Below are 20,336 nucleotides of genomic sequence, written 5' to 3' on the forward strand. Positions count from 1 at the left end.
AGCGGGGAATGACAGCGTCCCAGGCGCTTTTAGCCCAAATATAAGCAAGATCATTTGTTCAAGGGAGGAAAGGTCATGACATCAACGGCCGTATCCACAGCCGTGGAACTCGTAAATGCGCCGCTGCTCTACAAAGGTAAGGTTCGTGAGCTGTACGATTTGGGGGATGAGGTACTGATCGTCGTTACGGACCGCATTTCCGCATTTGATTACGTGCTGGACCCGGCGATTCCGGACAAAGGCAATGTGCTTAACCGGCTTAGCGCTTTCTGGTTCGGTCAGACCAAGGAGCTCATTGAGAACCATGTGGTTCATATCGATGTAGACCGGCTCGGGGATATTGTACGGGACCGCGAAGCACTGAAGAACCGCATCATGGTTGTCCGCAAAGCAGAGCGGATTGATATCGAATGTGTCGTGCGCGGCTGCATTACCGGCGGAGGCTGGCGGCAGTACCAGGAGACAGGTAAAGTGAACGGCATCGAGCTTCCCAAAGGGCTCCGCAAGAATGCGGTGCTGGCCGAACCGATTTTTACACCGGCAGCGAAGAATGATGTCGGCCATGATGAGGACATTCCTTTTGAGCAGATGCAGGAGCTGATTGGCGCGGAGCTTGCACTGGAGCTTAAGGAGAAGAGCCTGAAGCTGTTCGCTTTTGCCAGAGAATATTGTAACGACCGCGGCATTATTCTTGCGGATTGCAAATTCGAGTTCGGGCTGCTGGACGGCAAGGTCATCCTGATCGATGAGATTTTCACACCGGATGCTTCCCGTTTCTGGGCCAAAGACAAATATGCGCTGGATATCGAGATCGACAGCATGGATAAAGAGCCTGTACGGACGTACCTTTCGGCATCCTCCTGGGACAAGAATAGTACACCGGACCCGCTGCCGGCAGAAGTCGTTGAAGAGACCTCACGCCGTTACCTGGATATTTATCACCGCCTTACCGGGAAGTCGTTATAGATTGTTTTTGACGGAATGCTCTTATAGAAGTTAGCTCAATAAATTTTAGGAGGAACTACAAGCGTATGTTAAAAGCGACAGTCTACGTCACCATCAAAAAAAGCGTGCTCGATCCCCAAGGTGTAGCCGTGCAAGGGGCGCTGCATTCTGTAGGTTTCCAGGAAGTTGAAAGTCTGCGCATCGGCAAGTATATGGAGCTGACCCTCGATACCGATAACCGCGCAGAAGCGGAAGGACGCCTCAAGGAAATGTGCGAGAAGCTGCTGGCCAACACGGTGATCGAGGATTACCGCTACGAATTGGAGGACTAAAAGTCATGAAATTTGCTGTACTTGTCTTTCCAGGCTCCAATTGCGACATTGACTGCTACAAAGCAGTAGAAGACAGCCTCGGTGAACCAGTAGATTATGTGTGGCATACGGCGACGGATCTGTCGGCTTATGACTGCATTCTCGTGCCGGGCGGTTTCTCTTATGGTGACTATCTGCGCTGCGGCGCAATTTCCCGGTTCGCTCCGGTCATGGCTGAAGTGGCCAAGGCTGCGGAGCAGGGTAAATTCGTGCTCGGCATCTGCAACGGGTTCCAAATCCTGACCGAAGCGGGCCTCTTGCCAGGCGCTCTGCGCCGCAACATGTCGATGAAGTTCCGCTGTCATGACACGGTGCTTAAGGTCGTGAATAACACAACCCCGTTTACTATTGACTATGCGAAGGATGAAGAGATCGTCATTCCGATCGCGCATGGTGAAGGCAATTACTACTGCGATGAAGAGACTTTGGCTGAGCTTAAGGCTAATAACCAGATCGTGTTCACATACAGCGACAATCCGAACGGTTCAGTCGCTGATATTGCCGGAGTCAGCAATGTGGCGGGTAATGTGGTTGGTATGATGCCTCACCCGGAACGCGCAGCGAACAGCCTGCTTGGTTCGGAAGACGGCAAACGGATGTTCACATCCATTCTTACAACATGGAGGGATCGTTATGACGCAGCAAGTATCCGCTAAGGAGCCGACCGCAGAGCAAATCGCGGAGCAGAAAATCTACAGTCAGTTCGGTGTATCGGACAGCGAATATGAGCTCATTACCTCCTTCATGGGACGTAAGCCTAACTATACGGAGATCGGCGTGTTCAGTGTGATGTGGTCCGAGCACTGTGCCTATAAGAACTCGAAGCCGCTGCTGGGCCGTTTCCCGACAAGTGGACCGAAGGTACTGATGGGGCCGGGCGAAGGCGCGGGGATCGTCGATATCGGAGACAACCAGGCGGTGGTCTTCAAAATCGAAAGCCACAACCATCCATCAGCAGTTGAGCCTTATCAGGGCGCGGCGACCGGGGTGGGCGGGATTATCCGCGATATTTTCTCCATGGGCGCAAGACCGGTGGCGCTGCTGAATTCCCTGCGTTTCGGGAAGCTTGAGAGCGACCGGGTAAAGTATCTGTTCGAGCATGTTGTATCCGGGATCGCAGGCTACGGCAACTGTATCGGCATCCCTACCGTCGGCGGGGAAATTATGTTTGATGACAGCTATGACGGCAACCCGCTCGTCAACGCGATGTGTGTAGGACTGATTGATCATGATAAAATCCAGCGCGGTGTCGCCAAAGGTGTAGGCAACCCTGTGTTCTACGTGGGTCCTCCTACCGGCCGTGACGGGATTCACGGTGCGACCTTCGCCTCGGTTGAGCTCAGTGAAGAGTCCGAAGCGAAACGTACGGCGGTACAGGTCGGTGATCCATTCATGGAGAAGCTGGTTATGGAATCTTGCCTGGAGCTGATCGACAGCGGGATCGTACTCGGAATTCAGGATATGGGCGCAGCCGGTCTTACCTGCTCCAGTGCGGAAATGGCGAGCAAAGCGGGCAACGGTCTGGAGCTGTATCTGGATCAGGTGCCGCAGCGCGAAGATGGCATGACCCCTTATGAAATGATGCTCTCGGAATCCCAGGAGCGGATGCTGTTCGTGGTTGAGCCTAAGGATGAAGCTCAGGCGCAGGAAATCTTCGACCGCTGGGGCGTGATTTGCCGCAAAGTGGGTAAGGTTACTGACGATGGCCGCCTGAAGCTGTTCCATCACGGTGAAGTGGTCGGCGACATGCCGGTAACAGCTCTGGTCGATGAATGTCCGATTTATAACAAACCATCGGCAGTTCCTGCTTACTATGAGGAGAATGCTGCGGTGGATACGCTTCGCTATGATGAAGTCACCGATCTGGGCGGAGCCCTGCGCACCGTACTGGGATCACCTACAGTAGCCAGCAAAGCATGGGTATACAACCAATATGATTATATGGTGCGGACCAGCACGGCCGTTCGTCCGGGTTCCGATGCAGCGGTGGTAACGATCCACGGCACACGCAAAGCTCTGGCGATGACTACGGACTGTAACGGACGTTATGTCTATCTCGATCCTGAAGTGGGCGGGCGTATTGCTGTCAGCGAAGCCGCACGTAATATTGTCTGCTCCGGTGCCCAGCCGCTAGCGATTACGGACAACCTGAATTTCGGCAGTCCGGAGAAGCCGGAAATCTTCTGGCAGATGGAACGTGCGGTAGACGGTATGGCTGAAGCCTGCCGTGTGCTTGATACCCCTGTAATTGGCGGTAACGTCAGTCTCTACAATGAAAATGCTTCAGGAGCTATCTATCCGACACCGGTTGTCGGCATGGTGGGATTAGTTGAAGATACCGATCATATTACCACTCAGGCCTTCAAGCAGGAAGGCGATTCGATTCTGTTGCTTGGTGTTACGAAGGCAGAGCTAGGCGGCAGTGAATTTCAGTATGCTGTTCACGGCCTGACCGAAGGACGTCCGCCAGAACTCGATCTGGCAACGGAACGCAAACTGCTGGATGCCGTACTTGCTGCGATCCGCAGCGGGCTTGTCCGCTCGGCGCATGACCTGTCCGAAGGCGGCCTGGCCGGAGCACTGGCAGAGAGCTGCATCAGCGGCACCATTGGAGCGAATATTGAGCTGTCCGCCAGCGGATTGCGCCGTGATGTGGCGCTGTTCAGCGAGAGCCAATCCCGGATTATTCTGACTTCTGCGCCTAGCCGTGCGGAAGAATTACAAGCAGCGGTTGCCGCCTACGGCGTACCGGTCGAAATCATTGGAACTGTTGGCGGAGACCGCCTGCGTATTGCATTGGACGGAGCGGCAGCACTGGATGAAGCCGTTACTGAACTCAAGACCATTTGGGAGGATGCTATTCCATGTCTTATGAAATAAAGACCGGGAACAAGCAGGAAGCCCCTATCCTGTGGACCGGCGACTTTTACAACGAAGGAACGGGCTCGGGAGATATTTTTGACACGTTAAAAGAAGAATGCGGCGTCTTCGGGGTCTTCGGACACCCGGAAGCCGCTTCCATGTCCTATTACGGCCTGCACGCCCTGCAACACCGGGGAGAAGAAAGCGCGGGCATCTGTGTGGCGGATGGACGCGACTTCAACTATCACCGCGGCATGGGCCTGGTGAAGGAAGTATTCGACAAAGATAAGATCGCTTCGCTGATCGGGGACATGTCTATCGGGCATGTGCGTTATTCGACCAGCGGAGACAGCCGGCTGACCAATGCGCAGCCGCTGGTCTTCAAATACCGTGACGGTGATCTCGCGATTGCCACGAACGGCAATATCGTGAATGAACCTCTAATCCGTAAGCAGCTGGAGCAGGGAGGCTCGATCTTCCAGACCACCAGCGACACCGAGGTGCTGGCGCATCTGATCGCGCGTTCGCAGAAGGATTTTGTCGAAGCCACGAAGGATGCCCTGGCCCAGCTGGTTGGTGGTTTCGCCTTCCTGCTGATGACCAACGACAAGCTGATTGTTGCTTCTGACCCGCATGGCTTGCGTCCCTTAGTGATGGGCCGGCTGGGTACGGCGTATGTCTTCGCTTCCGAATCCTGTGCACTCGAAGTCATTGGCGCCCAGCTGGTGCGTGATATTGAGCCGGGTGAGCTGCTCGTGCTGGATAAGGACGGTTTCCGCGAGGACCGCTTCGCGGAACCTAAACGCAAAGCACTGTGCGCGATGGAATATATCTATTTCGCCCGTCCGGACAGCGATCTGAACGGCTCCAACCTGCACTCCGCCCGCAAGCGGATGGGTAGCCGGATGGCGCTTGAAGCCTTTGTGGACGCAGATATCGTAACCGGCGTGCCGGATTCCAGTATCTCCGCAGCTATCGGCTACGCTGAGCAGACAGGCATCCCGTACGAGCTTGGACTGATCAAGAACAAGTATACCGGCCGGACCTTCATCCAGCCGAGCCAGGAGCTGCGTGAGCAGGGCGTGAAGATGAAGCTCAGCGCGGTGCGACGTGTCGTGGAAGGCCAGCGTGTAGTCATGATCGACGATTCCATCGTGCGCGGCACGACCTCGCGCCGGATTGTTAATCTGCTGCGCGAGGCCGGAGCGGCTGAGGTTCACGTGCGGATCACCTCGCCGCCGTTCAAGAATCCCTGCTTCTATGGCATCGATACCCCGGACCGCCGCGAGCTGATCGCCTCTTATAAGACAATCGCCGAGATGTGCGAGGAGATCAATGCGGATTCGCTTGCGTTCCTTTCACCGGATGGACTGATCCAGTCCATCGGCGGCTATAATAGTGACGATTACAAAGGCGGATTATGCCTGTCCTGCTTCGATAATGATTACCCCACGCAGGTGGATTTCGGTGGGGAAGAGAAGGACGGATGCTCGTGTTAGGTGGGACATCCCCCTAAATCCCCCTTGCGAAGGGGGACCCCGGAGGGCGCTACCCTCCGGCCACCCGGAAGTTTGGTGGAAGGAGTTTGCTCTAAACTTGCTAAGAGGGCGTGGGTGCGGGTGCCCGCTTTGTCCCTGTGTGCTGCGCACGGCCGGGACACGCTTCACGGCGCTCCGCGCCCTGGCGGCATGCTTCCCGCCGGGCCTTAGCTCCAGAACCTGCCCTGTTTGCTGCGCAAATCCGGAGGTTCTGTCGCCTTAGGGATCGCACGGCTTCGCCCCGTGCGGGAAGAGCCCCAGAACCTGCCCTGTTTGCTAACGCAAATCCGGAGGTTCTGTCGCCTTAGGGTTCGCACGGCTTCGCCCCGTGCGGGAAGTGCTCCAGAACCTGCCCTGTTTGCTGTCGCAAAATCGGAGGTTCTGTCGCTTTAGGGATCGCACGGCTTCGCCCCGTGCGCTTGGAGGCGCTGGGCTTCGCCCACAGCGCCGAAACATTGCTGCTGTGCAAGGCGCGTAATTCGGCTTGCGGCACGGGTTTGAACCCCGGTGGTTGGAGTCATGGAGAGGAATTTTGGAACTGTAGGAGCGGTAGCGTCCGCCTTTATATTTGGATTTCTACCGCGGCCAGCGGTTCAAATCAAGGAAATCCAAATATAACAGCGGCCGGAAGTCCAAATATTCTTCGTAATGACGACTATAACCACCAATCCGGCCAAACCCAGGCCGCCCCGAACCGCGCTCTAAACTAATTTAAATGAGGTGTCCAAAAGTGTCGGAAGCTTATAAAAACGCCGGAGTGGATATTGCGGCTGGCAATGAAGCGGTAGAACGCATGAAGAAGCATGTGAAGCGCACCTACCGTCCTGAAGTGATGACGGAGCTGGGCGGATTCGGCGCATTGTTTGGCCTGAATAAGGACAAATACGAAGAGCCGGTCCTCGTATCGGGAACGGACGGCGTGGGCACGAAGCTCAAAATCGCGTTCGCAGCGGACCGCCACGACACAATTGGCATCGATGCTGTAGCCATGTGTGTAAATGATATCGTAGTCCAGGGCGCAGAGCCGCTGTTCTTCCTCGACTATCTGGCCTGCGACAAGGTAGTGCCGGAGAAGATTGAGGCGATCGTTGCCGGAATCGCCGAAGGCTGCCATCAGGCAGGCTGCGCCTTGATTGGCGGAGAGACTGCGGAGATGCCGGGCATGTACTCGGCCGGTGAGTATGATATCGCCGGATTTACCGTAGGGGTTGCTGACAAAGCGAAGCTGGTAACGGGAGCAAACATTGCAGCTGGAGACACTGTAATTGGTCTGGCATCAAGCGGCATTCACAGCAACGGATTCTCGCTGGTGCGCAAGCTTTTGCTGGAGGAGGGCGGCTACGGATTGAACGATGTAGTGCCTGAACTCGGCGCTCCACTCGTGGACGTTCTGCTGGCTCCAACCAAAATCTATGTGAAGCCGCTGCTGGCCCTGCTGGAACAGCTTCCGGTTAAAGGCATGGCTCACATTACCGGAGGCGGGTTTATCGAGAATATCCCGCGTGTACTGCCTGAGAATGTAAATGTAGAGATTAACTACGGCTCTTGGCCGATTCAGCCAGTCTTTGCTTTGATGCAGAGCAAAGGCAAGGTAAGCAACCGCGATATGTTTACCACTTTCAATATGGGCATCGGCCTTGTACTGGTGGTAGCTGAAGCGGACGGAGCGCGCGCGCTCGAGCTGCTGAAGGCCAGCGGGGAAGAAGCTTATCGTATCGGCACTGTAACAGAAGGTGAATGCAAGGTTACCTTCACGGGGGCTGAAGTCTGATGGAGTGGAGCCGGATCGCTGTATTTGCTTCGGGGCAGGGCAGCAATTTCGCCGCACTGGTCCAGGCGCAGCAGGAGGGGAAGCTCGGCGGAGGCAGCATAGAGCTGCTGGTCTCAGACAAGCCGGAAGCGCCTGTGGCACAGCGGGCGGAGGAAGCGGGAATTCCCGCCCTCCTGCTGCGGCCGAAGGACTTCGCGGGCCGCGAGCTGTACGAGGCAGCGATTGTTGCGGAGCTTCAGCGCCGGGACATCGGACTGATCGTGTTGGCCGGATACATGCGTCTGATCTCACCGGTGCTGCTTGAGCCTTACGCCGGACGGATCATCAACATCCATCCGTCGCTTTTGCCGGCCTTTACAGGTAAGGATGCGATTGGCCAGGCGCTGGATTATGGCGTGAAGCTGACGGGAGTGACGGTGCATTTTGTCGACGGCGGCATGGATACCGGACCGGTTATTGCCCAGCACAGCGTTGAGGTGAAGCCGGGAGACACAGCCGATTCACTTGCAGAACGTATCCACCAGGTAGAGTACGGGCTGTATCCCGAAGTGGTGGCAGCTTTGGCAGCCGGCAGAGTGGATCTGAACGGAAGAATAACGACAATCGGCGAACAATAGCAGAAGCCATACCAGCCGGATCTGACACACGAATAAATGTATTTCAGGCAGGTGCGGCTGATTCTGATATTTCTCGGGAAATATTGCACAAAGTCTGCAAGATGTCGGATGGGCTGACTGAGCAGTTTGAAATTGCCGGAATTACGGGTTTGCTGAGATGCCGGTTGCTGTCGATATAGCAATTGGATTCACTCCAATTAATTTGTCTGAATACCAGCGATCGTAGAACGTAATTGGATACAGTACAACTAATTCTGGCGCTCATAGGCTCTAAGGCGCATATGGCATCATTTAGATGGACAATATCCAACTAATTTATCCGGCTGATAACAAGCCGAAATTAAATGACGTAAATCCACTTATTATATAAACACTACAAACTCAAGTATAAGCACGGGCTAACCGGCGACAATGATCCTGCGATCATAGGCCACAACCTAATCTAGCGTGAATCCAGAGGAGGACTATTCAAAGTGAGTATCAAAAGAGCGCTGGTCAGCGTATCCGACAAACAGGGCATCGTGGATTTTTGCCGCGAGTTGTCTGCACTAGGCGTAGAAATTATCTCCACAGGCGGCACCAGCACACTTCTGGCTAAAGAAGGCGTTCCGGTCATCGGTATTTCCGAAGTAACGGGCTTCCCCGAAATTATGGACGGTCGTGTCAAAACGCTGCATCCCGCTGTACATAGCGGCCTTCTTGCGGTTCGTGATAACGAGGAGCACACTCGGCAGATGAACGAGCTTGGACTCGACTACATCGACCTTGTAGTGGTGAATCTGTATCCGTTCGCGGAGACCATTGCTAAGCCGGATGTGTCGTATGAGGAAGCTATCGAGAACATCGATATCGGCGGACCTACGATGCTGCGTTCGGCGTCGAAGAACCATGCTTTTGTCAGTGTGGTAGTGGATGCGGCTGATTATGCTACAGTGCTTGAGGAGGTTCGCGCCAGCGGAGATACCACCCTTGCAACCCGCAAACGTCTTGCGGCCAAAGTCTTCCGCCACACGGCGGCTTACGATGCCCTGATTGCCGATTATCTGGCGAATGTAACCGGTGAACCGCTGCCGGAGCGCTATACGGTCACTTATGAGAAAATCCAGGATCTGCGTTACGGGGAGAACCCGCATCAGAAGGCTGCCTTCTACCGCAAGCCGCTGGCTGCGCAGGATACACTCACCGCTGCCGAGCAATTGCACGGCAAGGAGCTGTCCTACAACAACATCAACGATGCGAATGCCGCGCTCCAGATTGTCAAAGAGTTCGAAGAACCGGCTGTTGTAGCTGTTAAGCATATGAATCCTTGCGGCGTAGGCGTGGGGGCGAGTGTATATGAGGCTTATCAAAAAGCGTACAATGCTGATCCAACCTCCATCTTCGGCGGAATTGTAGCAGCGAACCGGATCATTGATGAGGATACGGCTAATATGCTGAAGGATATTTTCCTTGAGATCGTGCTGGCTCCGGGCTTCACGGATGAAGCGCTGGAAATCCTGACGAAGAAAAAGAATATCCGCCTGCTCAAGCTGGGCAACCTCAGCACGGCGGCTTCCCGCAAAACCAGCTTTGTCGTAACCTCCATTGAAGGGGGAATGGTTGTGCAGGAAAGTGACGTCCATTCCGTGAATCCGGAGGAGCTGCAGGTCGTAACCGACCGCAAACCAACGGAAGAAGAGCTGAAGCAGCTGCTCTTCAGCTGGAAGGTTGTTAAGCATGTGAAGTCGAACGCGATCGTGCTGGCGGCTGATAATATGACCGTAGGAGTAGGTGCAGGACAGATGAACCGTGTCGGCGCGGCTAAGATTGCGATCGAGCAGGCTGGAGAGAAATCCAAAGGCTCCGTGCTGGCTTCAGATGCCTTCTTCCCGATGGGAGATACCCTGGAGATGGCTGCCAAGGCTGGTATTACGGCAGTTATTCAGCCGGGCGGCTCGATTAAGGACGAGGAATCCATTAAGGTTGCTAATGAATACGGCATTGCCATGGTCTTCACCGGCGTTCGCCACTTCAAACACTAGAACGCTGGGAGGGTAACATACTTATGGATATTTTAGTGGTCGGCGGCGGCGGCCGGGAGCATGCGATCATCTGGAGCTTAATCCGCAGCCCCAAGGCCGGTAAAATCTACTGCGCACCCGGCAACGCCGGGATTGCGCAGCTTGCGGAATGTGTGCCGATCGGTGTATTTGAGTTCGATAAGCTGACCGCGTTCGCCAAGGAACGGGAGATCGCGCTGGTCGTGATCGGACCGGATGATCCGCTGGCAGCAGGGATCGTCGATGCATTCGAAGCACAGGACATTCCTGTATTCGGCCCGCGGAAGAATGCGGCTGAAATCGAGGGCAGCAAGACCTTCATGAAGGATCTGCTGCATAAGTACAGCATTCCGACAGCGGCGTATGAGAAGTTCAGCGATTACGGAACTGCACTTGCCTATCTGCGGACTCAGGAGCTGCCGATTGTAATCAAGGCGGACGGATTGGCCGCAGGCAAAGGGGTGACCGTGGCGTATTCCCGTGAGGAAGCGGAGGCGGCCCTGGAGGATATTATGGTGGCCAAGGTCTTTGGTGAAGCCGGCGCACAGGTCGTGATCGAGGAGTTTCTGGCGGGGCAGGAAATGTCGATTCTGGCCTTTGTGGATGGCGAAACAGTGCGTCCGATGGCAGCTGCACAGGACCATAAGCCGGTATTCGACGGCGATAAAGGACCTAATACGGGAGGTATGGGGACATACTCCCCGCTTCCGCATATCGATGAGGCTATTATCCGCGAAGCGGTGGAGACCATCATTGAGCCGACGGCCAGAGCCATGGTGGCTGAGGGGCGCCCCTTCAGCGGCGTGCTGTTCGCAGGGCTTATGATCTCGCCGGACGGCAGACCGAAGACGATAGAATTCAATGCCCGCTTCGGTGATCCCGAGACGCAGGTTGTTCTTCCCCGGCTGCAAAGCGACTTGCTGGAGATCTTTCTGGCTGTTACAGAAGGCAGGCTGGCGGATATCCAGATTGAGTGGAGCGAGGAGGCCGCAGTCTGCGTGGTCCTGGCTTCGGAAGGTTATCCCGGTCCGTATCCGAAGGGTGTGCCGATCAGCGGACTTGAAGCGGACACGGACGGACTGGTCTTCCATGCGGGAACCGCGCGCGGTGAGGATGGCAGCTGGGTAACCAGCGGCGGCCGGGTGCTTGGAGTTGTAGGCATGGGGCCTACGATTGCGCAAGCACGTGCAGCCGCATATGCCAGCGCAGCGAAGATTACATTCCCGGGCAAACAAAACCGCAGTGACATCGCTATGAAGGCTCTGATCTGAGGATAAAGCACTGTATTTCAGCCAGATAAGAGTGCCTATGCTTTGGGGCCAATGCAAATTCCCCGTATAGTCATCGAAGCTAAAGCCCCACTTTGCGGGGTTAGTTTATGCTATTAGACCCAAAAAAAGGACTGACAAGTAGTAGGAGAAGTGCTATAATACAACTCGTACGGGGGAAAATGTGCGGATATATACAGAAAAAGGGTCTTTCCTTTCATGGAAAGGCCTTTTTTAAAATTTCAATTGACGTAAAAGTTGTTTCCACTTGCTGATTTTCAGGAGATATAGAAAACCCCGTGCCGGGAAATGATACTTAAGTACAATAACAGCGATGCGGTTTATGCGGATGTTTAGTTACAGATTTAAGGGGGAATTAGTTTTGAGTAAGGTCGGAAGAAATGACTTATGCCCATGCGGAAGCGGGAAAAAATATAAGAAGTGCTGCTTGGATAAAGAAACGTCAGCAGTCGAATCCATACTGCGGCTGGTAACGACGGAGGATGCGGCAGCACAAGAGGCTGTATTCAGCGAATCCGTACAGGAACAGTCAGCAGCGGAGGCCGCTGTACGTACCGAGAGTAAGCTTACACTGCCCAAGCTGAAAAAGATGGTCGCACGCGAACTGAAATGGGAGCATCCGGCCCATGAACAGCTGGCGCTGCAGCTCATTGAGAGCATGAGAAATCAATACGACCGGGAACTGATTCTGGAAGCCCTGGTGCTGTGGAATGGCTTCTCCCGGCAGACCAAACCTGCGGTGAAGAAAGCCGGCTCGTTCTGCGCGGCTATCGAATATCTGCTGTCAGAGGAATACGGCTTCATGCTGTCGCAGACGGAGCTTGCTGATAAATACGAAGTTACGGCGGCCACCATCTCCCGTAAAGTCAAAGAAATATATAATTATGTCGAAGAACACGGAATGGGCGGAGAAGCTGATGAGCTGATCGCGCTGAATGGTCCGGGCACTCCCCAGGAGAAGGCGCAAGCCCTTCTGTACAAAGCGGTGGAGGCCACTTCTGCGAAACGCCGTGTTCAGCTGGCGGAGACGGCACTGGAGATTTATCCGGACAGTCCGGATGCCTATCTTATTCTGGCCGAGGAATCGGAGAATGAGCATGAGGCGCGTAAATTCCTCAAAGCGGGAATCGCTGCAGGCAGACGTGAACTGGGCGAGCTTTATTTTACCAAGAACAAAGGGTATTTCTGGGGGCTTACGGAGACCCGCCCTTATATCCGTATCTGCCAAAGCTATGCGGAATCCTGCTGGTTCGGCGGAAAGGCAGAGGAAGCAGCGGAGATTCTGGAGCATATTCTCGAGCTTAATCCGGGTGACAATACCGGCGCCCGCTATCTTTTGGCCGCTGTCTACTTGTACAGCAACCAGTTGAAGGAAGCGGAGCGGGTGATCAAGAACTACGGGGAAGACGATGCCGCAGCGGCTTTTGCCTATGACCGGATTGTACTGGAGTTCAAGAAGAACGGAATTACCTCACAGCTCAAAATGCTGTACCGTGTTGCGCGCGGAGTGAACAAGCATGTGCCTGATTATCTGCTGGGTGTGAAGCGGCTGCCGCATAATCTCCCGGATTTTGTCGGAATGGGCGATTCCAATGAAGCCATTGAATATGTCATTATGCATTCGCGTTTGTGGGCAAGCATGCCGGATCTGCTCAAATGGATGCTGAAACAATAGAACGTATACACGGGAATATCCAACACAGTCCTCCGGGGCTGTATTTTTTTTGTAGATAACCTGACATGGATTAACCCTCCGACCTACATTATCCGATAAAAATAGTAAATGAAGCCTATTTTTAAATGAAAATGTTTGTTTAATGCTGTGTTTTTCTGAAAATACCTGACATGGTCACACTTATTTCACAGCTCGAAGTAAAACGTTAAAGGGATAAAGAGCTTTTTTGCAGAAATAAGTCGAAAAGACAGGGAGCATTCGAGTGAGAGTATTGCCTGAGCCTATTTACATTTGAAGGTGGGGAGTCCTATGGCACTGAGGAAGAGCAAGAAAGATAAGGCGCTGCTGACATCATTTTTAAGCAATATGGGGATTCGCGCCAAGCTGTTTTTGTCGGTGATTATCTCTGTAGTTGCTATTTTCGTTATTGTATCCGTAGTGATTTACAGCAATGCCAAGCAAATTATAGTCAATGACTTGAACAATTCGCTGACTTATGAGAAAGGAGAGATCAGCGTTAAGGTCAATGAGCTGCTGCAGCCCGCTTCGGACAGTGTAGAGCTTCTGAATGCCAACGCCTATATCCGTGACTATATTGCCAGTGTAGATTATCCGGAAACAGCGAAGACCACCAGCGGGTATAGTGAACTGATCCGCACCCTCAATCTTGTCAAGAGCAACAATAAGAACCTGTTGAATGTGTACATAGGTCTGGATGCTGCGAACAAGGTGATTACGCAGGATGAGTTCGAGCCGCCGGCGGACTTCGTGCTGAAGGAACGGGGCTGGTATGCCAACACAGCCAAGAATAAGCGTGTTACGGTTACGGACCCCTATATTGATGCCGGCTCAGGCAAAATGGTCGTGAGTGTCAGCGCACCTATTCTCGACGATACCGGTAAGCTGATTGGTGTGGCGGGTGCGGATATCTCCACGGAGCAGATTACCCAGGCGCTGAGCGCTTTTAATTACAATGGCAGCGGGTATGCGGTACTGATTGATAAGACTGGAACCTTCATCTACCATCCGGATACAGACAATATTCTGCTGAAGAAAATGTCCGATCTCGGTGAAGACTGGAAAGCAGTCGGGGATAAGATGGTACAGTGGGGCTCGAATGTGATGAAGACGGATATTGACGGAGAGACCAGTTATGTGTCGTATTCGCCGGCAGTAGAGAACCAGTGGTCCGTGGCGCTGATTGTGCCGGAGAAACATGCGGAGAGGGAGCTGCAGAAATTCCAGCTGATTTTTATCCTGTCGATTATTGCTTCAATTGTAGTGATGTCTGTGTTGTTGTATTTTGTCTCGGGCAGTATTCTGAAGCAGATTCCTATCCTGACGGCTGCCTTCCGGAAGGCGATGTCCGGCGACCTGTCGGTAAGAGCGAAGGTTACCGCCAAAGGGGAAATCGGCGTACTGGCAGAGGGCTTCAACGATATGATCTCCTCACAGCAGTCGCTGATTCAGGAAATCATGCGCAGCTCGCAGAGCATCTCTGGCGCTGTGGAGAATACGGAGAAGAATGTATTCGTACTCGACGGCAGCATCACCGATGTGTCGGGGATTACCGAAGAGCTGTCAGCGGGCATGCAGCAGACGGCGGCTTCGATGGAAGAAATGAACGCCAGCACGATTGAATTCGAGCATGCCATTAACGGTATCGCCCGCAAAGCCCAAGAGGGTGCGGAAGCGGCCAGGGAAATCAATGTGCGGGCAGATAAGCTGAAAGAGGGAGCCGCCCAGTCGCGCAGGCAGGCGGATCATATCTACGGAGAGAGTGAAGAGAAGCTGCGCATGGCGATTGAGCAGTCGAAGTCGATCTCACAGATAGACGCGCTCACGGGAGCAATTCTGGAAATTGCCGCCCAGACCAATCTGCTGTCGCTGAATGCTTCCATCGAGGCCGCTAGGGCCGGGGATGCGGGCAGAGGCTTCGCCGTTGTGGCGGAGGAGATCCGCAAGCTGGCTGATAACTCGCGGGAGACAGTGACCGAAATCCAGGGAGTGACTGAAGCGGTTGTCCAGGCGGTATCCAATCTGGTCGAGGGCGCGGAGAGCATGCTGCGCTTCATGGACCGGCAGGTGCTGAAGGATTATGATGCGATGCAGGAGACGGGTGAGCGGTACAGCGAAGATGCCAAGTATATTGATGAGCTGGTTACGGACTTCAGTGCCACCTCTGAAGAGCTGCTGGCCTCCATTCAGAGCATGCTGACCGCGATCAGCGAGACGGGCAGTGCAACGAATGAAGGCGCAGAAGGGGCCGGGGTCATCGCTGTCCAGGCCGAGCAGATCATCGGCAAGTCCGGCAGCATCGTTGCCGAGATGGAGGAGATCAAGATGAGCTCGGCGCAACTGCTGCAGACGGTCTCGCGGTTTAAGGTCTAGTTATAGTGAAGGATGGACGGTCCTGCCGGTTTGCGGCAGGGCCGTTTTGCTTGTTGCGCTCCCTTTTCACTGTTTTTAATTGTACATTATACAACTATATAAGATGAACTTAAGAATGGAGGAGTGGAGTAGCAGGATTCCACGGGCAGTGGATGCTGTGTTGTGTGACGAGGACAAGGGTTGAAAAAATGTCCATGGAAGAGTATGTTACAAGAAGCGAAACGATAAGAAAGAGACAGTGAGGCGAGGAAAAGATGAGAGAAGGCGAAAACCGGATCGTAGGAATGGAAGATATTGTACGCGCACATCATGTGCTGCGGGAGGTTATCGTCCGTACGCCGCTGCAGCTGGATGCGGTACTGTCAGCTAAATACGGCTGTAATGTGTATTTGAAACGTGAAGATTTGCAGATTGTACGCTCCTTCAAGATCCGCGGGGCCTACAATATGATCCGCAGTCTGTCCGACGAGGACAGAGCCAAGGGGATTGTCTGTGCAAGCGCGGGGAACCACGCCCAGGGTGTGGCGTATTCCTGTAAGGCACTGGGAATCAAAGGGAAGATCTTTATGCCGAGCACTACACCTAATCAGAAGATTAAGCAGGTCCGGCGTTTTGGCGGCGAATTCGTGGAAGTGATTCTGAAGGGGGATACCTTCGACGATGCTTACGATGAAGCGCTGCAGGCTTGTATAGACTATAGCATGACGCTGATTCACCCGTTTGATGAGCCGCGCATTATCGCTGGCAATGGTACGATTGCGATGGAGATTATGGAGAGCCTGGACAAGCCGGCTGACTTTGTCTTTGTTACGATTGGCGGAGGCGGCCTGGCGGCAGGTGTAGCCACCTATGTGAAGACCGTGAGCCCGGCGACCAAGGTGATCGGTGTGGAGCCTACCGGAGCAGCTTCCATGAGCGAGGCGATGGAGTGCGGTGAGGTGATCACCCTGAAGGAAATCAATAAGTTTGTGGACGGTGCGGCAGTGAAACGTGTCGGTGGCTTGACCTTCGACATCTGCTCGAAACTCCTGGATGATGTAGTCAAAGTGCCGGAAGGCAAGGCTTGTACAACCATTCTGGAGCTGTATAACGAGAATGCGATTGTTGTGGAGCCAGCAGGCTCGCTTCCGATTGCTGCGCTGGACATGTACCGGGATCAGATCCGCGGCAAAAGCGTGGTCTGCATCGTCAGCGGCGGCAATAATGATATCGACCGGATGCAGGAGATCAAGGAGCGTTCACTGATCTATGAAGGCCTGAAGCATTATTTCATGGTTAATTTTCCGCAGCGTGCGGGTGCCCTGCGTGAATTCCTGACTGAGGTAGTCGGACCCGACGATGACATTACCCGGTTCGAATACACGAAGAAGAACGAGAAGGAGAACGGCCCGGCCCTGGTAGGCATTGAGCTGATGTCTACAGATGCATACGCCCCACTGATTGAGCGGATGAAGCAGAAGGGTGTGGATTACGTAGAGATCAACAAGGATGTCAATTTATTCAGCATGCTGATTTAATATAATCGTTATCGGCGGCAATAGCCGTTTATATGGACATGAAGAAGACCCGCTCCGGGTTCAAACCGGGCGGGTCTTCTTCATGATGATAAGAGTAGGATGCTGCGCGCATCACGTACTGCTGATGTATTCGCTTATCAGGACTGAGGCACCTCTGTCTTCAGATACTGCTCGGCGTCATCATCCAAGAGATAACCGTTGCTCTTCATCAGCTTCATGAAGCCATCGAGCTTCTGCAGGAAAGGGCTGGTGCTGCTGTTTTTGGCCAGGATGCTGCTGTAGGCTTTCTGTGCCTCCAGATCCATTTCCAGATTATCGTAATGGAAGAGCGGCGTGTTGTTCTGACCATAGAATGTATTCACTGCGTACATGTTATAAAGTGTCTTGACTGCTGATAGGCGGTTGGATTTGGGATAGGTCTGAATGAACTGCTCCTGGGTTAGTGCACGGGAAGCGACATCCCCCCAGGCGATCACAAGCCCGTTATCCTTGGAAGGGGGCAGATCCGACTCGGTCGCCATTATTGAAATATAATCACGGATATCCTCTGTCACGTACAGTTTATATTTGCGGTAAGCTGCATAATCAATCACCGGGAAAAAGGTGCCTTCGGCCGTCTCCAGCTTATAGCCGCTCTCTCCCGCGCTTTTCAGCAGCGCACGCAGTGAAGCATTCTCCGTACTCTCGGCCAGCTTCACCATGCTGACTCCCGCCTTATAGACGGAGATGAGCTTCCGTTGTACCTCACTGCTGCTGAATTTCTTCTCCCAGGAAGGCAGGAGCGATTTGTGCAGGTTCTCGAGCTTCAATGTCAGAACAGTCGCCTGATAAGGAGTGACAGCATACAGATTGGTATTCATATAAGTAATAGCACCCGGCAGGTTGCCTGAGGAGAACAGCGGCAGCGCAGCCCTGTAGACAGCCTCAGCATGGCTGAGGACGGCCGTACCGGTAACACCCGCCTTAGCGCTGGTAGCCGCCTCAGAGGTGCCTGTGCTGCGGCCCGCGCTGCTCTCAGCACGGGCAGGAGCGGAGCTTGCTGCCTCCAGCCCCATGAGCAGAGCAATAGCGGCGGTTAGAACGACGTGCTTCTTCATACAAGTCTCCTCCTGTGTGGAATAAAAGTTGAATATATTCTCTATGATTTGAAAAATATTAATTTCAGTCCAAGACCACCGGCTGCGGCAAGAACCAGACTGACCCAAGGTGCAATCCGGATGACCGGGAACAGATTATCGAGGAACATTCCGGCAAAAACGGCCGCAATCGCAATTCCGACATAGAGTCCCAGGCCTTTGATATCAAAAGCCTTGGGCTTCGGGCTATCGTCCTCAGACAACGAGGCCATCCATTTCATAATAAGCTCAATCAGAACAATCGAGCCGATACCTACTATGATAAGGGTGAAAATACTGATCTGGCCGAAGATTTCATCCGGCCCGCCGCTCCACTGCATGATCAGTCCGGCAGCGCCCATCACTCCGAACAGAATGGTCAGGGCGGACAAAGAGATCATCAGGGAGTTCTTCAGCTTGCCGCGCGGAGAGCGCGGGGGGCTGCTGTTCATCACATCTTTGAAATAATCTCCGGGGTTCTCGCCGAAGATTTGCTTGGCATTCCTGCCTTTGGCCTGTCCCTTCAGCAGCAGTTCAGCCGCCTCCAGCAGCAGCTCCTCCGCACGGACAGAGTCTACCGAGCTGGCCCGCATGGCCAGAATCATATCTTCAAAAAAAGAGCGGTTAAATGGCGTCATCTGCTCACGCAGCAGGTTGTTTTGCTTAATCATAGCTTTGACTTTCATAGTATGGACGTATACCTCCAAGGTGGATTGATCAGGTTAGCCTTTAACCTAGAGTATACGTTTGTGCAGCAGTGGTGTGCAAGGACAACCCTTGCAGGCGGATAAGAAGATTCCGCTTCTGCGTAACTTTTCTTTCGTTTATCCCTGAATAATCCGTTTGGAAGAGAGAACACTGAAGAGGTGGTTGCTTCACCAAATATAGCTAGAGGAAGGCAGGGAGCGTTATGAAACAGGAGAACAAACAGGAACCCGGCAAATTTGTGGGCGACGGCTTCGCGCCTGCACCTGTTAATGAAGTGGGGGATTGGGGTAACTCTGACGGCTTCAGTCTTTGGGATGCTGCGGGTGTGGCGCCGGAGAACGGGCTTGATGACTGGGAAGGCCGGCGGGAGACCCACGATATGTTTCACGACAGCTATGACTGAGTGAAGCTCAAGCTTGACCCACGGCCTCTTTTGCTCCTGCGGGAGCGGAAGGGGCTCTTTTCTGGAAGGAGGACTATAGTTATTGACAAGAATTTAATGAGAATCGTATAATAAAGATATAAATCATACTAAATTAATCGGAATAATTATAATTTGAAATAAATCAGCTTTCAGGGAGGGCGCAGCAATGGAACGGAATATTATCATCCGGCATAATGGAGAGGAACTGACAGCGAGCATCCACTATCCATCCGCAGACAAGGCAGGCACCGGACGGTGCAAGAACCGGGTGCCGCTTGCAGTGATCTGCCACGGCTTCGTGGGCAGCCGGATTGGTGTAGACCGGATCTTCGTTAAGGCAGCCCGTGAGCTGGCGCAGGATGGCTATATGGTTATCCGCTTTGACTACGTAGGCTGCGGGGAGAGCAGCGGTAATTACGGGAGCGAAGATATGGAGTCGATGATCAGCCAGACCCGGGCGGTGCTGGATTACGGCATCAGCTCGGCCGATGTGGACCCGCAGCGTGTGACGCTGATCGGACATAGTCTGGGCGGTGCAGTAGCGCTGCTGACCGGTGTCCGTGACCGGCGGGTGAAGAACCTAGTGCTGTGGTCTGCGGTTGGTTATCCGTTCAATGATATCGTAAAGATTGTCGGAAGGGAAGCCTATGACCGGTCGGTGAAGAGCGGCTCAGCCGATTATTCCGGCTATTCGTTCACCCCGGTATACTTCAACTCACTGGCAGCGTTCCAGCCCTTCCAGGAGGCCGGGAAATTCAGCGGTGATGTGCTGGTCATCCACGGAACCTCCGATGATGTTATTCCCGTTGACTATGCCTTCCTCTACCAGAAGCTGTTCTGGACACGTCCTGAAGGCCGCTGCGACAAGGAGATTATTTTCCAGGGCGATCATACCTTCTCGTCAGGTCCGGCACAGGAGCAGGTGCTTAAGCGCACCCGGGATTGGATGAATCAGCAGGAGCATCTGCAGGAAGAATGGCAGAATTGGATGATATAGGATAATACCCCATGCGTGCAATACCCAAGAATAAGCGGTAAAATAAAGGGGCAGACCATATACTGGGTTATGGAGGT

At 53.6% G+C, this 20,336-nt stretch carries 16 protein-coding genes; 14 read left to right on the forward strand and 2 right to left on the reverse strand.

Annotated elements, in window-relative coordinates:
• The first annotated feature begins 75 nt into the window (after positions 1-75).
• The 12 genes from R50912_RS03320 (at position 76) to ilvA (ending at position 17,015) form a co-directional block, all read left to right on the forward strand.
• On the forward strand, positions 76-966 hold the full coding sequence (locus R50912_RS03320; RefSeq protein ID WP_042232428.1) for a phosphoribosylaminoimidazolesuccinocarboxamide synthase: 891 nt from the start codon (positions 76-78) through the stop codon (positions 964-966).
• 65 nt (positions 967-1,031) lie between these two features.
• Positions 1,032-1,277 carry a phosphoribosylformylglycinamidine synthase subunit PurS gene (gene purS, locus R50912_RS03325; protein WP_019913657.1) on the forward strand — a complete coding sequence of 82 codons (246 nt, stop codon included), beginning with the start codon at positions 1,032-1,034 and terminating at the stop codon, positions 1,275-1,277.
• Between the two features lie 5 nt (positions 1,278-1,282).
• The gene (gene purQ, locus R50912_RS03330) at positions 1,283-1,972 is read left to right on the forward strand and encodes a phosphoribosylformylglycinamidine synthase subunit PurQ (RefSeq protein WP_042232430.1); all 690 of its coding nucleotides are present in this window, start codon (positions 1,283-1,285) and stop codon (positions 1,970-1,972) included.
• Positions 1,950-4,196: a phosphoribosylformylglycinamidine synthase subunit PurL gene (gene purL / locus R50912_RS03335; protein WP_042232432.1), complete on the forward strand. Its 2,247-nt coding sequence runs from the start codon at positions 1,950-1,952 to the stop codon at positions 4,194-4,196. Before purQ ends, purL begins: the two co-directional genes overlap by 23 nt.
• Positions 4,181-5,677 carry an amidophosphoribosyltransferase gene (gene purF / locus R50912_RS03340; RefSeq protein ID WP_042241463.1) on the forward strand — a complete coding sequence of 499 codons (1,497 nt, stop codon included), beginning with the start codon at positions 4,181-4,183 and terminating at the stop codon, positions 5,675-5,677. Before purL ends, purF begins: the two co-directional genes overlap by 16 nt.
• A gap of 769 nt (positions 5,678-6,446) precedes the next feature.
• Positions 6,447-7,487: a phosphoribosylformylglycinamidine cyclo-ligase gene (gene purM, locus R50912_RS03345; RefSeq protein WP_042232434.1), complete on the forward strand. Its 1,041-nt coding sequence runs from the start codon at positions 6,447-6,449 to the stop codon at positions 7,485-7,487.
• Entirely contained in the window at positions 7,487-8,104 is a 618-nt protein-coding gene (gene purN / locus R50912_RS03350) for a phosphoribosylglycinamide formyltransferase (RefSeq protein ID WP_042232436.1), read from the forward strand. The genes purM and purN overlap by 1 nt, the downstream gene beginning before the upstream one ends.
• Positions 8,105-8,577: 473 nt before the next feature.
• Positions 8,578-10,125, forward strand: a complete 1,548-nt coding sequence (purH, locus tag R50912_RS03355) for a bifunctional phosphoribosylaminoimidazolecarboxamide formyltransferase/IMP cyclohydrolase (protein ID WP_042232438.1) — start codon at positions 8,578-8,580, stop codon at positions 10,123-10,125.
• A 23-nt stretch (positions 10,126-10,148) separates the two neighbouring features.
• On the forward strand, positions 10,149-11,414 hold the full coding sequence (gene purD, locus R50912_RS03360) for a phosphoribosylamine--glycine ligase (protein WP_042232441.1): 1,266 nt from the start codon (positions 10,149-10,151) through the stop codon (positions 11,412-11,414).
• A 346-nt stretch (positions 11,415-11,760) separates the two neighbouring features.
• Entirely contained in the window at positions 11,761-13,107 is a 1,347-nt protein-coding gene (locus R50912_RS03365; protein ID WP_156122920.1) for an SEC-C metal-binding domain-containing protein, read from the forward strand.
• A gap of 309 nt (positions 13,108-13,416) precedes the next feature.
• Entirely contained in the window at positions 13,417-15,498 is a 2,082-nt protein-coding gene (locus tag R50912_RS03370; RefSeq protein ID WP_052415953.1) for a methyl-accepting chemotaxis protein, read from the forward strand.
• A 254-nt stretch (positions 15,499-15,752) separates the two neighbouring features.
• Positions 15,753-17,015: a threonine ammonia-lyase IlvA gene (gene ilvA, locus R50912_RS03375; protein ID WP_039298277.1), complete on the forward strand. Its 1,263-nt coding sequence runs from the start codon at positions 15,753-15,755 to the stop codon at positions 17,013-17,015.
• Between the two features lie 137 nt (positions 17,016-17,152).
• Here ilvA and R50912_RS03380 read toward each other — a convergent pair whose 3' ends face one another.
• Positions 17,153-18,112, reverse strand: coding sequence for a hypothetical protein (locus tag R50912_RS03380; protein WP_052415955.1), 960 nt, complete (start codon positions 18,110-18,112; stop codon positions 17,153-17,155).
• Positions 18,113-18,153: 41 nt separating this feature from the next.
• The gene (locus tag R50912_RS03385; RefSeq protein WP_042232446.1) at positions 18,154-18,816 is read right to left on the reverse strand and encodes a DUF1129 family protein; all 663 of its coding nucleotides are present in this window, start codon (positions 18,814-18,816) and stop codon (positions 18,154-18,156) included.
• 224 nt (positions 18,817-19,040) lie between these two features.
• Between R50912_RS03385 and R50912_RS03390 the strand changes: the two genes are divergently transcribed.
• Together R50912_RS03390 and R50912_RS03395 are read left to right on the forward strand one after the other, a co-directional pair.
• Positions 19,041-19,241 (forward strand): hypothetical protein, encoded by a 201-nt coding sequence (locus R50912_RS03390; protein ID WP_042232448.1) that lies wholly within the window; start codon positions 19,041-19,043, stop codon positions 19,239-19,241.
• A 187-nt stretch (positions 19,242-19,428) separates the two neighbouring features.
• Positions 19,429-20,259: an alpha/beta hydrolase family protein gene (locus tag R50912_RS03395; protein ID WP_042232450.1), complete on the forward strand. Its 831-nt coding sequence runs from the start codon at positions 19,429-19,431 to the stop codon at positions 20,257-20,259.
• Positions 20,260-20,336 lie beyond the last annotated feature (77 nt).

This window comes from Paenibacillus sp. FSL R5-0912 (genome assembly GCF_000758605.1).
Lineage (GTDB): Bacteria > Bacillota > Bacilli > Paenibacillales > Paenibacillaceae > Paenibacillus_AQ.

Bases quoted from the DNA above. Each gene is read 5' to 3' on its own strand.
- R50912_RS03320 (WP_042232428.1), top strand. From the start codon at position 76: ATGACATCAACGGCCGTATCCACAGCCGTGGAACTCGTAAATGCGCCG.
- purS (WP_019913657.1), top strand. From the start codon at position 1,032: ATGTTAAAAGCGACAGTCTACGTCACCATCAAAAAAAGCGTGCTCGAT.
- purQ (WP_042232430.1), top strand. From the start codon at position 1,283: ATGAAATTTGCTGTACTTGTCTTTCCAGGCTCCAATTGCGACATTGAC.
- purL (WP_042232432.1), top strand. From the start codon at position 1,950: ATGACGCAGCAAGTATCCGCTAAGGAGCCGACCGCAGAGCAAATCGCG.
- purF (WP_042241463.1), top strand. From the start codon at position 4,181: ATGTCTTATGAAATAAAGACCGGGAACAAGCAGGAAGCCCCTATCCTG.
- purN (WP_042232436.1), top strand. From the start codon at position 7,487: ATGGAGTGGAGCCGGATCGCTGTATTTGCTTCGGGGCAGGGCAGCAAT.
- purD (WP_042232441.1), top strand. From the start codon at position 10,149: ATGGATATTTTAGTGGTCGGCGGCGGCGGCCGGGAGCATGCGATCATC.
- R50912_RS03365 (WP_156122920.1), top strand. From the start codon at position 11,761: ATGTTTAGTTACAGATTTAAGGGGGAATTAGTTTTGAGTAAGGTCGGA.
- R50912_RS03370 (WP_052415953.1), top strand. From the start codon at position 13,417: ATGGCACTGAGGAAGAGCAAGAAAGATAAGGCGCTGCTGACATCATTT.
- ilvA (WP_039298277.1), top strand. From the start codon at position 15,753: ATGAGAGAAGGCGAAAACCGGATCGTAGGAATGGAAGATATTGTACGC.
- R50912_RS03380 (WP_052415955.1), bottom strand. From the start codon at position 18,112: ATGAAGAAGCACGTCGTTCTAACCGCCGCTATTGCTCTGCTCATGGGG.
- R50912_RS03385 (WP_042232446.1), bottom strand. From the start codon at position 18,816: ATGAAAGTCAAAGCTATGATTAAGCAAAACAACCTGCTGCGTGAGCAG.
- R50912_RS03390 (WP_042232448.1), top strand. From the start codon at position 19,041: ATGAAACAGGAGAACAAACAGGAACCCGGCAAATTTGTGGGCGACGGC.
- R50912_RS03395 (WP_042232450.1), top strand. From the start codon at position 19,429: ATGGAACGGAATATTATCATCCGGCATAATGGAGAGGAACTGACAGCG.